The 11,325-nt window shown below is 70.4% G+C and carries 10 protein-coding genes, 1 tRNA gene and 1 pseudogene; 5 read left to right on the forward strand and 7 right to left on the reverse strand.

What is annotated here, in order from left to right; all coding sequences use genetic code 11:
* Positions 1 to 215: pseudogene (locus tag JFN87_RS28525) on the forward strand (serine/threonine protein kinase); the annotation flags it as partial.
* Here the strand turns inward: JFN87_RS28525 and JFN87_RS28530 are convergent.
* Positions 202 to 1,599: a hypothetical protein gene (locus tag JFN87_RS28530; protein ID WP_307865623.1), complete on the reverse strand. Its 1,398-nt coding sequence runs from the start codon at positions 1,597 to 1,599 to the stop codon at positions 202 to 204. The pseudogene JFN87_RS28525 and the gene JFN87_RS28530 sit on opposite strands and share 14 nt — an antisense overlap.
* A gap of 201 nt (positions 1,600 to 1,800) precedes the next feature.
* Complete coding sequence (locus JFN87_RS28535; protein WP_209344620.1) at positions 1,801 to 1,938, reverse strand: DLW-39 family protein; 138 nt, start codon at positions 1,936 to 1,938, stop codon at positions 1,801 to 1,803.
* Between the two features lie 274 nt (positions 1,939 to 2,212).
* On the opposite strand from JFN87_RS28535, the gene JFN87_RS28540 reads away from it, so the two are divergent.
* The 4 genes from JFN87_RS28540 to JFN87_RS28555 all read left to right on the forward strand — a co-directional run bounded on the left by JFN87_RS28540 (position 2,213) and on the right by JFN87_RS28555 (position 4,665).
* A complete protein-coding gene (locus JFN87_RS28540; RefSeq protein WP_209344622.1) occupies positions 2,213 to 2,419 on the forward strand; it encodes a hypothetical protein in 207 nt (68 codons plus the stop codon).
* Positions 2,420 to 2,493: 74 nt separating this feature from the next.
* Positions 2,494 to 3,543 (forward strand): SRPBCC family protein, encoded by a 1,050-nt coding sequence (locus JFN87_RS28545; protein WP_209344624.1) that lies wholly within the window; start codon positions 2,494 to 2,496, stop codon positions 3,541 to 3,543.
* Between the two features lie 55 nt (positions 3,544 to 3,598).
* Entirely contained in the window at positions 3,599 to 4,018 is a 420-nt protein-coding gene (locus JFN87_RS28550) for a hypothetical protein (protein WP_209344626.1), read from the forward strand.
* A 140-nt stretch (positions 4,019 to 4,158) separates the two neighbouring features.
* Positions 4,159 to 4,665 carry a hypothetical protein gene (locus JFN87_RS28555; protein ID WP_209344628.1) on the forward strand — a complete coding sequence of 169 codons (507 nt, stop codon included), beginning with the start codon at positions 4,159 to 4,161 and terminating at the stop codon, positions 4,663 to 4,665.
* On the opposite strand, the gene JFN87_RS28560 is transcribed toward JFN87_RS28555, so the two are convergent.
* The 5 genes from JFN87_RS28560 to gyrB all read right to left on the reverse strand — a co-directional run bounded on the left by JFN87_RS28560 (position 4,637) and on the right by gyrB (position 10,936).
* Positions 4,637 to 5,191, reverse strand: coding sequence for a GNAT family N-acetyltransferase (locus JFN87_RS28560; protein WP_209344630.1), 555 nt, complete (start codon positions 5,189 to 5,191; stop codon positions 4,637 to 4,639). The two genes, JFN87_RS28555 and JFN87_RS28560, sit on opposite strands and share 29 nt — an antisense overlap.
* A gap of 103 nt (positions 5,192 to 5,294) precedes the next feature.
* Positions 5,295 to 5,371, reverse strand: a tRNA-Ile gene (locus JFN87_RS28565).
* Positions 5,372 to 5,440: 69 nt separating this feature from the next.
* Positions 5,441 to 6,031 carry a DUF3566 domain-containing protein gene (locus JFN87_RS28570; protein ID WP_209344632.1) on the reverse strand — a complete coding sequence of 197 codons (591 nt, stop codon included), beginning with the start codon at positions 6,029 to 6,031 and terminating at the stop codon, positions 5,441 to 5,443.
* 90 nt (positions 6,032 to 6,121) lie between these two features.
* The gene (gene gyrA / locus JFN87_RS28575) at positions 6,122 to 8,764 is read right to left on the reverse strand and encodes a DNA gyrase subunit A (RefSeq protein WP_209344634.1); all 2,643 of its coding nucleotides are present in this window, start codon (positions 8,762 to 8,764) and stop codon (positions 6,122 to 6,124) included.
* Between the two features lie 78 nt (positions 8,765 to 8,842).
* Complete coding sequence (gyrB, locus tag JFN87_RS28580) at positions 8,843 to 10,936, reverse strand: DNA topoisomerase (ATP-hydrolyzing) subunit B (RefSeq protein ID WP_307865624.1); 2,094 nt, start codon at positions 10,934 to 10,936, stop codon at positions 8,843 to 8,845.
* Positions 10,937 to 11,325: the final 389 nt, after the last annotated feature.

Raw genomic sequence — 11,325 nt, forward strand, 5'->3', positions numbered from 1 at the left:
GCGTGTGCTGTTGCGACCTGAGCCCGTACACCCAGACGCGCAGCGCGCAGGAACGCGCACCATCACGCGCCCCGCCGCCCGCACCCGCCCCCGCATCCGCGCGCGCACACGCGGCCGGGCCGCGCCCGGGGCCGCCGTCGAAGGTCGCCGTGCCCGTGCTGCTGCTCGCGCTCGTCTGCTTCGCCGTGGGCTTCTGGGCGCTCAGCCGGTCCTGACCGCGCGCCGCCGCCCGGCCATCGTCCAGACGCCGAGCCCCAGCACGAGCACCGTGCCCGTGCCGACGCCCGCGTACCCGACCGTCCGCATCGTCCCCGCGCACCCGGGCCGCCCGGCCTCGGCCGCACCGTTGCCGCCCGCCACGGAGTGGTCGCCGACGACCGTGAACGGTCCCGGCGGCCCCGCGTACGCCGGCGCGGACGCCGCCTTCCCGGTGACCGTGAGCCGCAGGGTGATCCCGTACGGGCCCTTTCCGTACACCCCGGCGAGCTTCGGGTTCAGGCTGACGCGCACGTAGTACCAGCCCGCGAAGCGCATGTCCCGCACGCCGGAGCGGTAGGAGAAGCGGTTGCGGTACGCGACCGGCGGCAGCGGGTCGAACGACGTCGTCTTCTGCCGCCCGTCGTAGAGCGGCGCGTTCGCGCTCTGCACGAACCCGAGCGCCGGATTGAACAGGGACATCGCGACCGCCCCGTTCACAAGACCGAGCGACCGGCCGCCGGTACTTCGGGACGCACCGGGGGGCGGCTCCGGCGCACTCGCCAGATCCACGCTGCCGAAGAGCTGCTGCCCCCAGTCCACCGGCACGCGGAAGAAGAGGGTCTGCCCGGGACTGATCCGCGTCGACCACGCCCCGCTGCCCCGCAGCCGGGCCGCGTCCCAGAAGCCCGCGCCCCCTTCCACCGGGCGGGGATCGCCCGCGGGCGGCGCGGGGGAGGCGCTGGGCCAGTCCTCCGGCGCCTGCGTGGGGCCGGCCTTCGCCAGGCCGGGCTCCGCCGCGCGCCGCAACTCCAGGTCCCACGGATCGTGCGAGGACGCCGGGTCGCCGGTGCGCCGCACGACGACGTAGTAGGTTCCGGCCGCCGCACACGTCGAGCCGGCGCCGCCGGACGTGCCGGCGGTGCGGTAGGCGTAGGCCGCGAGCGGCCTGGCGAAGTCCGTCGACACCCCGAACTCGGAGTCGTTGGAGCCGCACTCCCGGCCGTTGGCGTCCTGGAGAGCGATCTCGATCTTGTCGCCGTACGCGACCTTCGACCCGCGCGCGGGCACGGCGACCGCCGAGACGTACGCGCTGGTCCGCGCGTCCAGGTCGACCCGGTAGACGAGCTTGGCGCCGGGGCCGATCGCGTCGCGGTAGGTGGTGCCGACGGACAGTGCGGGCGCGGACGCGGTGGTCGCGGCGCCCTTGACGCGCACGGCCGCGGGATCGAAGGCGTACGCGCTCCCCGGCCCGGCCGCGGCGGCCGTCTGCGCGGGCAGCACCGCCGTCGTGGTCGCCGTCGTGGTCGCCGTCGCGCCGAGCAGCGTGAGGACGCCCAGCGCGGCGGAGGCGCGCCACCTCGGACGCCCCGGACGCCCCGAACGGACCTGCTGACGCGCCACGCGCTCCCCCTGCCGCCGCCTTGCGTCCTGCCCGGGCCTGCGGGCCTGTCCGGGCCCACGGGCCTGCCCGTACGGGTACCCGCCCGTTCATCCTGCCCCGCCGCTCCCCGGTCTGTCAGCGGCTTGGGACAGCACGAAGCCCCGGTCGCGTTCTCGCGGCCGGGGCTCGTCTCTTCAGGACTGTCTGCGGAGCTGCGCGCCTCAGGCGTCGGACCCGGACGACGGCACGGGGTCGGTCGCCTCCGTCCACAGATCCTGCTCGGCGCGATCCGCCTGGATCTGGCGGTACACGAGGAACCCGCCGATGGCGGCCAGTGCGACCAGGAGAAGCTTCTTCACCGCGCGACCTCGTCTTTCATTGACGTAGGGGACCTTCTGTTCGCCGACTATACACACCGGCCGATACCGATCGGTGACCTGCCAGGGGCCCTCGTACGCCCCCCCTTCCCGCACTCCTCACGGCGAGGAAACGGAAGCAAAAAACCAATAAATACGATCAATATTCTTATAGGTGCATAGTCGGACGAAGCCGTGGCACACGGGACAGAGAACGACCCGGCCGCCGGAAGTTCCGCGGGAGACCGGAAGGACAGGCAGGAGGAGAAAGGGACCGATGGGACTCATCGCTCAGATCCGCATCCTTCCGACCCGAGTACCCGGATTCATCTGGGTGTTCGCCCATGTGGTGACGGCAGCGGCCGCTGCACAGCAGCGCCGTCCGCTGGGTTCCATGCGGCTGGGACGGCCGGCCCGGCCCGTACGGCCCGTACGCAGCCGGCTGATACCGCTCGAGCGCGGGCGTCGCGGCCCCGGCGCCTGAGCCGGCCGGCGGCGTCTCGGAGAACGAAGGTGCCCTACCCATGACGACCAACGATTCACGGGGAGGTGGCGGCCATGACTGACGCGACGCCCGGCACCCTGCGCGAGGAGATCGCCGGCAACCCCGAGGTGGGCCGGCTCAAGGAAGAGGTACGCGACTACCTGGTGGCCCGGGCCACGCACACCGTGACGGGCCTGGGCCGGCGGCTCGGCGGGGACGCGGAACGGCTCGCGGACACGGGCGCGGACGATCCCGAAGAAGCCGACGAAGGCAAGGACGGGGGCGATGACGGCGGCAAGAGCGGCGGCGGGGGCGGCAACGGCGGCGGTGGCGGTTCGAGTGGCGGAGGTTCGAGCGGGGGCGGCAGCTCCAAGTCGAATCTCATCTGCGAGGACGTCGACGTAGGTGTGCCGGTGCGGGTGGCGTACGACCAGTGGACGCAGTTCGAGGAGTTCCCCAGCTTCGCCAAAGGCGTCGTGAACGTGGACACGGAGGACGACGCCGTCACCAACTGGCAGGTCAAGGTCGCCAAGTCGAACCGCAGCTTCAAGGCGACGATCACGGAGCAGATCCCCGACGAGCGCATCGCCTGGCGCACGGAGGGCGACAAGGGCACGGTGAAGGGCGTCGTCACCTTCCACCCGCTCGGAGACCGCCTGACCCGCGTGCTCCTGGTGCTCGAGTACTTCCCGCAGGGGTTCTTCGAGAAGACCGGGAACATCTGGCGCGCCCAGGGCCGCAGGACGCGGCTCGATCTGAAGCTGTTCCGCAAGTTCGTGATGATGAGCGGAGAGGCCACCGACGCCTGGCGCGGCGAGATCCGCGACGGCGAGGTCGTGGTGGACCACAAGGAGGCCGTGGAGCGCGAACGCGAACAGCAGGACGCGGACTCCGAACCCCCGGAGGACGAGGACGAGGACGCGTACGACGACGAGAACGAGGACGAGCCGGAAGAGGACGACGAGGAAGACGACGACGACCTCGAAGAGCCCGAGGACGAAGAATACGAGGACGACGAGGACGACGAGGAAGAGGACGACGAAGAGGACGAGTACGAGGACGACGAGGAGGACGAGGAGCCCGTACGTCCCGCCCGCCGCCGCGCCACCGCGTCCCGCCGCTGACGACGGCCGCACGCTCCCAGGGTTTCCGCCACGGCGGAGCGGCAACACGAACTCCATGACGACGCAAGGGAACAGGGACTCGGGCAAGAGCACACGCAGCGCGCGCAAGGGTGCCGTCGAGCGTGCCGAGCAGAGCGGCTCGTCCCCGGCGCGGCAGGCCAAGACCTCGGCGGCCGCGGCCGGTAAGGCGGCGGACTCCGGTGTCACGTCGCTGACCACGGCGGCCTCGCACGCCGGCAAGTCGGCCGCGTCGAGCCTGGACTCCGCCCGCAAGGCGGCCACGTCGCTCGGCACGAGCGTCACGTCGGGCGCGGCGCCGGTCCTGTCCGCGGTGATGGACCGCAAGAAGACCGCGGTGGGTGTGGGCGCGGGCCTCGCGGGCCTGCTGGGCGCGGCGTTCGCCGCAGGCAGGGCGACGGCACACCCCGCCGCGAAGGGCGGCCCGCTGACGCGCCTGACGAGCGGGCGCATCTGACCGTGTCACGGGCCAGGGCTGGGACGCCGGGCGCCGCGACACGCAGAAGGCCGGAGGGGCAACCGCCCCTCCGGCCTTCCGTTCTCACCGAGCCCGACAACGCCATGCGTCCGCCGGAGCCGCCGCGTAACGTGCCGCGCATGAACGTGACGTTCACGAAGCTTTCCGGACGCCGCTACCGGATGAGCGTCGTACGGGAGAACGGGCCGGAACTGGCGCCGCGCCAGGGCCCGGGCTACGACGACTACCTACCGCATGACGCCGTGCACTTCCTGGTCGAGGCCGAGGCCGGACTGCCCGGCGGGGTCTTCGGCCGGATCGCGTCCGGCCGCAACAACATCTTCTGGCCCACCGATCCCGCGGCCGGGCGGCGCCAGAAGCGCCGGGAGGCCAAGAGGCCGCCGAGCACGGCGGACGAGGCCGACATGGCGCGCTCCGAGGCCCTGGCCTCCGCCTGCGCGCCGCTCTGGGAACTGCGGGCCGGCCACAGGGCCGAGTTGCCCATCTGGTTCACCACGGTCGACTCGGACCTGCTCGAATCGCCTCTCGCCGAACGCATCCTGGCCCGCTTGGACGAATTCGCCCGACGCTGGCACGCGCTTCCGATCGGCGGCAGCCTCACCGAACCCTGGCCGCTGCGCCCATGACGTCCGCGGTCCCGGCGGCCGGCCAGACGTAGCAGATCGCGGGCGTCTCCTGGCCGTCCCCATAGTGGTGCGTCGCCTCGCCGATGTTCGTCCAGCCGAGACGCTCGTACAGGCGGATGGCGGCGGTGTCCTTGGTCATCACGTCGAGGACGAGGCGCAGTGAGCGCTCCTCCGCGTAGGCCATGGCCGTCCGCATCAGCGTCTCGCCCGTGGCGTGCTTCCTGGCCTCCCGCACGACGAACAGGCGGGCCAGGACCCCCATGCGCTCGGCGGTCTCCCCGCTCCGCTCCCGCCAGAGCGCCACGGCGTCCTCCCCGAGCGGCCGCATGATCGCTATGTGCCCGACGACGCGTTCGTCCTCGACAGCGACCCACGCCGTCAGGACGGCCGGTGAACTGACCCAGGCCTCCGGGTCCGCCACCCCTTCGACGGGGTATCCATCGGTGGCATGGACCTCCACCAGCGCCTTCGCCACGCCGGGCAGATCGGCGTCCGTGATGGGCCGGACGTGCGGCCGGCTGGTCATGTCGCCTCCTCGGTTTCGGTGCAGTGCCGGTGCCGGTCGGTGCCGGTGTCAACAGGCGGCAGCAAAAGGCCCCCAGTCCGTCGGACTGGGGGCCTTCACGCGCTGGTGGGGCTAACAGGATTTGAACCTGTGGCCTCATCCTTATCAGGGATGCGCTCTAACCAACTGAGCTATAGCCCCGCGCTGCCCCTGAAGATTAGCGCACTTCAGGGCCAGTCCCAAAATCGGTAAGCGGCCCTCGCTCGCCCCTCACTCGTCCTCGGCCAGCGTGAGCTCGACGCCGCCCACGAAGCCCGCCGAGATGTTGTAGATGAACGATCCGAGCGTCGCGAGCGCCGTGGCGAGTACCACGTCGATGACCGCGATGACGGCCGTGAACATGAGCACGCGCGGCAGCGAGAGGAACGACTGGAGGTCGAAGCCGTTGCCGTCGTTCGAGCCGGTCGCCTGGCTGATCGTGCCGCCCACCGTGGAGAAGACGCCCATGGCGTCCATGACCATCCACAGCACCGCCGCCGCGATGACCGTGCAGATGCCGAGCGCGATCGACAGCAGGAAGCTGACCTTCATCACCGACCACGGGTCGGCCTTCGAGACCCGCAGCCGCGCCTTGCGCGTGCGGGGCGTCGTGCGCGCGCCCGTGCGGGGTCTGCGCGTGGCGGGGCTGCCCGCCGGGGCCCCCGGCCCCGGGCGGCCGGCCTGCTGTCCGCCCCTGGCGCCGGCTTCCCCGGGCCCCGGGTACGCCTGCGGCGGGTGGTAGGGCTGCCCCTGCTGCTGTTGCGGCTGCGGCTTCGCGCCGTACGCCTCGTACGGGGGCTGCTGCCCCCGGGTGTCCGTCACCGTAACCCCCTGGGAGTCCGTGGCCGAGCCACGGGCGCTGTTCGCTCCTGAAGAAGAGGCCGATCCGGCGCCCGTGGTTCCACTCACGCTCTACTCCTCGTGCTCCCCGGTCGAGGGCTCGTTGCCCTCGGCCGCATCGTCAGCCGCGGCTGTGCCGGCCTCGGGGGCCTCGTCCCCCTCGACCTCCTCGGCCTCGCGGCCCGCCTCGGCATTGCGCGCGATGCCGACCACGGCATCGCGTTTGCCCAGGTTGATCAGCTGGACACCCATGGTGTCACGACCCGTCTCCCTGACTTCGTTGACTCGCGTGCGAATCACACCACCGCCGAGCGTGATGGCCAGGATCTCGTCGGTCTCCTCCACCACCAGCGCCCCGACCAGGGAACCCCGGTCCTCCACGATCTTGGCGGCCTTGATTCCCAGGCCGCCTCGACCCTGGACGCGGTACTCGTCCACATTGGTCCGCTTCGCGTAACCGCCGTCGGTCGCGGTGAACACGAACGTACCGGGCCTGACCACATTCATCGAGAGCAGTTCGTCCCCTTCCCGGAAACTCATGCCCTTCACCCCGGACGTGGCACGGCCCATGGGCCGCAGCGTGTCGTCCGACGCGGTGAACCTGATCGACTGGGCCTTCCTGCTGATGAGCAGCAGGTCGTCCTCGGCCGACACCAGCTCGGCGCCGATCAGTTCGTCGTCGCGGCCGTCCGCCGTCTCCCGGAGGTTGATCGCGATGACACCACCCGAACGCGGTGAATCGTAGTCCTTCAGCGCCGTCTTCTTGACCAGGCCCGCCTTCGTGGCCAGGACCAGGTAGGGGGCCGCCTGGTAGTCGCGCACCGCGAGGATCTGCGCGATCTGCTCGTCCGGCTGGAAGGCGAGCAGGTTCGCCACGTGCTGACCGCGCGCCTCGCGTCCCGCGTCGGGCAGCTCGTACGCCTTCGCGCGGTAGACGCGGCCCTTGTTGGTGAAGAACAGCAGCCAGTGGTGCGTCGTCGACACGAAGAAGTGGTTGACGATGTCGTCCTCCTTCAGCTTCGTGCCGCGCACCCCCTTGCCGCCGCGCTTCTGCGACCGGTAGTCGTCGGTCTTCGTGCGCTTCACATAGCCGCCGCGGGTGATCGTGACGACGATGTCCTCCTCGGCGATCAGGTCCTCGATGGACATGTCGCCGTCGAAGGGCACCAGCTTGGAGCGCCGGTCGTCGCCGTACTTCTCGACCAGGACGGCCAGTTCCTCGCGGACGATGCCGCGCTGCTTCTCCTCGGAGGCGAGGATCGCGTTGTACTCGCGGATCTTCGCTTCCAGGTCGTCGTGCTCGGCGACGATCTTCTGCCGCTCAAGGGCCGCGAGGCGGCGCAGCTGCATCTCCAGGATCGCGTTGGCCTGGATCTCGTCGATCTCCAGCAGGCCCATCAGGCCCGTGCGCGCGACGTCGACCGTCTCGCTGCGCCTGATCAGCGCGATGACCTCGTCGATCGCGTCCAGCGCCTTGAGCAGGCCGCGCAGGATGTGCGCCCGCTCCTCCGCCTTGCGCAGGCGGAAGCGCGTACGGCGGACGATGACCTCGATCTGGTGCGACACCCAGTGCCTGATGAACGCGTCGAGCGAGAGGGTGCGCGGCACGCCGTCGACGAGCGCCAGCATGTTGGCGCCGAAGTTCGACTGGAGGTCGGTGTGCTTGTACAGGTTGTTCAGGACGACCTTGGCGACCGCGTCCCGCTTCAGGACGATCACCAGGCGCTGGCCCGTGCGGGACGACGTCTCGTCGCGCACGTCGGCGATCCCGCCGATCTTGCCGTCCTTCACCAGGTCGGCGATCTTCTGGGCGAGGTTGTCCGGGTTCGTCTGGTACGGCAGCTCGGTGACGACGAGGCACTGCCGGTTCTGGATCTCCTCGACCTCGACCACCGCGCGCATCGTGATCGAGCCGCGGCCCGTGCGGTACGTCTCCTCGATGCCCTTGCGGCCGACGACCAGCGCGCCGGTCGGGAAGTCGGGGCCCTTGATGCGCTCGATCAGCGCTTCGAGCAGCTCGTCAGGGGTGGCCTCGGGGTGTTCGAGCGCCCACTGCGCGCCGGCGGCGACCTCGCGCAGGTTGTGCGGCGGGATGTTGGTCGCCATGCCGACGGCGATGCCGGCCGAGCCGTTGATCAGCAGGTTCGGGAAGCGCGCCGGCAGGACCGTCGGCTCCTGGTTGCGGCCGTCGTAGTTGTCCGTGAAGTCGACGGTCTCCTCGTCGATGTCGCGGAGCATCTCCATCGACAGCGGCATCATCTTGCACTCGGTGTACCGCATGGCCGCGGCCGGGTCGTTGCCCGGCGAACCGAAGTTGCCGTTGGAGTCGACGAGCGGCATCCGCATCGACCAGGGCTGCGCCAGGCGCACCAGGGCGTCGTAGATCGACGAGTCGCCGTGCGGGTGGTACGTACCCATGACGTCGCCGACGACGCGCGCGCACTTGTAGAAGCCGCGCTCGGGCCGGTAGCCGCCGTCGTACATCGCGTACAGCACGCGCCGGTGGACGGGCTTGAGGCCGTCCCGCACGTCGGGCAGCGCGCGCGAGACGATGACGGACATCGCGTAGTCGAGGTACGAGCGCTGCATCTCGGTCTCGAGCCCGATGGGCTCCACGCGCAGCGCCAGGCCCTCCACGGCCGTCCCGTCGGGCAGCACGGGACCGTCGGGGCCGTCCGGGACGTCGGGGGTGTCAGGGGTGTTCTCGTCGGCCATTGCTGGTCAGTGTTCCTTTCGGCCTGTACGGACCTGTGCGGATGCGAGTGCGTCGGCAGCCGTGCCGGCTGGGCCCGCTCAGATGTCGAGGAAGCGGACGTCCTTGGCGTTGCGCTGGATGAAGGAGCGCCGCGCCTCGACGTCCTCGCCCATGAGCACCGAGAACAGGTCGTCGGCCTGCGCCGCGTCGTCCAGCGTGACCTGGCCGAGCACGCGGTGGTCGATGTCCATCGTGGTGACGCGCAGCTCCTCGGCGTTCATCTCGCCGAGGCCCTTGAAGCGCTGGATGGAGTCCTCGCGAATCCGCTTGCCGTTCGACCGTCCCAGCTCGATCAGCGCGTCGCGCTCGCGGTCCGAGTACGCGTACTGGACGTCGCCGCGCCCCCAGTCGATCTTGTACAGCGGCGGGCGCGACAGGTAGACGTGCCCGGCCTCGACCAGCGGCCGCATGAAGCGGAACAGGAACGTCAGGAGCAGCGTGGTGATGTGCTGGCCGTCGACGTCGGCGTCCGCCATGAGGATGATCTTGTGGTAGCGGAGCTTGTCGATGTCGAAGTCCTCGTGGACACCCGTGCCGAACGCCGAGATCAGCGCCTGCACCTCGGTGTTCTGCAGGATCTTGTCGACGCGCGCCTTCTCGACGTTCAGGATCTTGCCGCGGATCGGCAGGATCGCCTGGTACATCGGGTCGCGGCCGGACTTCGCCGAACCGCCGGCCGAGTCGCCCTCGACGATGAAGATCTCGCACTTCGTCGGGTCGTTGGACTGGCAGTCGCTCAGCTTGCCCGGCAGGGACGCCGACTCCAGCAGCCCCTTGCGGCGCGTCAGGTCGCGCGCCTTGCGGGCCGCGACGCGCGCGGTCGCCGCCTGGAGGGCCTTGCGGATGATGTCCGCGGCCTCGTTCGGGTTGCGGTCGAACCAGTCCGTCAGGTGCTCGTGCACGACCTTCTGCACGAACGTCTTGGCCTCGGTGTTGCCCAGCTTGGTCTTGGTCTGGCCCTCGAACTGGGGCTCGCCCAGCTTCACCGAGATGATCGCCGTCAGACCCTCGCGGATGTCCTCGCCCGTGAGGTTGTCGTCCTTGTCGCGCAGCAGCTTGCGCTCGCGCGCGTAGCGGTTGACCAGGCCCGTCAGCGCGGCCCTGAACCCCTCTTCGTGCGTACCGCCCTCGTGGGTGTGGATGACGTTGGCGAACGAGTACACGCCCTCGCTGTACTGCGTGTTCCACTGCATCGCGATCTCGACCGAGAGCATGCGCTGCTTGTCCTCGGCCTCGACGTCGATGATCGTCGGGTGGACCAGCTCCCCCTTGCGGGAGTTGAGGTACTTGACGAAGTCGACGATGCCGCCCTCGTAGTGGTACGTCACCGTCATCGGCGGCTGCTCGGCCGCGCCGTCCTCGGCGACGTCGCCCCCGGCCGTGCCGGCGCCCGCGACGGCCTTCGCCGACGCGCGCTCGTCGGTCAGGTTGATCGTCACGCCCTTGTTGAGGAACGCCATCTCCTGGAAGCGCCGCGACAGCGTCTCGAAGGAGTACTCCGTCGTCTCGAAGATGTCCGGGTCGGCCCAGAACGTGACCGAGGTGCCGGTCTCCTCGGTGGCCTCGTTGCGCGCCAGCGGCGCGGTGGGCACTCCGAGCTTGTACTCCTGGGTCCACCGGTGGCCGTCGGTCTTGATCTCCACGGAGACCTTGTGCGACAGGGCGTTCACGACGGAGACACCCACGCCGTGCAGACCGCCGGAGACCGCGTACCCGCCGCCGCCGAACTTGCCGCCCGCGTGCAGGACCGTCAGCACGACCTCGACGGCCGGCTTTCCCTCGGAGGGGACGATCCCGACGGGGATGCCGCGGCCGTTGTCGACGACGCGGACGCCGTTGTCCGGAAGGATCGTGACGTCGATCGTGTCCGCGTGGCCGGCCAGCGCCTCGTCGATGGAGTTGTCGACGACCTCCTGCACCATGTGGTGCAGACCGCGCTCGCCGGTCGAGCCGATGTACATGCCCGGCCGCTTGCGGACCGCGTCGAGGCCTTCGAGCACCGTGATGGCGCTGGCGTCGTACGCGGTGGTGACCTCGCCGCTCCCGTCGGTGACGGGAGTGACGGCGGTGGGGGGAGTCATTTCCTGGGGATTGCCGGAATCGGCCACGAAGCGCCCTTTCTGGCACAGCACAGGCCGTTCTCCGGCTCGCGGGAGCGGCTGCGTCGTTCGGCTTCTGTCGACGTTGTGACGACGTTGTGTCGGGGGTCCCGCAAGCGCGGCGGGATTCGCTGCCAGTCTACCGGTAGCGGCGACACTCATGGGGGTTTGCCGGTACCTCAGTACGCATGTGCCGCCCTCGGGGTGCCCCAGCCGACTCCCCATATGCGCAACGGGGCTCCAAGAGGCTCAGAAGGGCACTCAGCGCTTCGGGGCTGTCAACCCCTCGCCACCCATGGAATCACCTGCTTGCGGACGCCTGTTTTCGCAGCTCAGATGGGGTGTTACCGGCCGTTGCCCGGCCGGAGGCCGTGGACCCGCCTCGGACGGGTGGCCGTCCGGCGGGGCGGGAGCGGCCGCCG

The sequence above is a fragment of the Streptomyces montanisoli genome (genome assembly GCF_017813245.1).
Lineage (GTDB): Bacteria > Actinomycetota > Actinomycetes > Streptomycetales > Streptomycetaceae > Streptomyces > Streptomyces montanisoli.

Bases quoted from the DNA above. Each gene is read 5' to 3' on its own strand.
- JFN87_RS28550 (WP_209344626.1), top strand. From the start codon at position 3,599: ATGACGACGCAAGGGAACAGGGACTCGGGCAAGAGCACACGCAGCGCG.
- JFN87_RS28545 (WP_209344624.1), top strand. From the start codon at position 2,494: ATGACTGACGCGACGCCCGGCACCCTGCGCGAGGAGATCGCCGGCAAC.
- JFN87_RS28560 (WP_209344630.1), bottom strand. From the start codon at position 5,191: ATGACCAGCCGGCCGCACGTCCGGCCCATCACGGACGCCGATCTGCCC.
- JFN87_RS28555 (WP_209344628.1), top strand. From the start codon at position 4,159: ATGAACGTGACGTTCACGAAGCTTTCCGGACGCCGCTACCGGATGAGC.
- gyrA (WP_209344634.1), bottom strand. From the start codon at position 8,764: ATGGCCGACGAGAACACCCCTGACACCCCCGACGTCCCGGACGGCCCC.
- JFN87_RS28540 (WP_209344622.1), top strand. From the start codon at position 2,213: ATGGGACTCATCGCTCAGATCCGCATCCTTCCGACCCGAGTACCCGGA.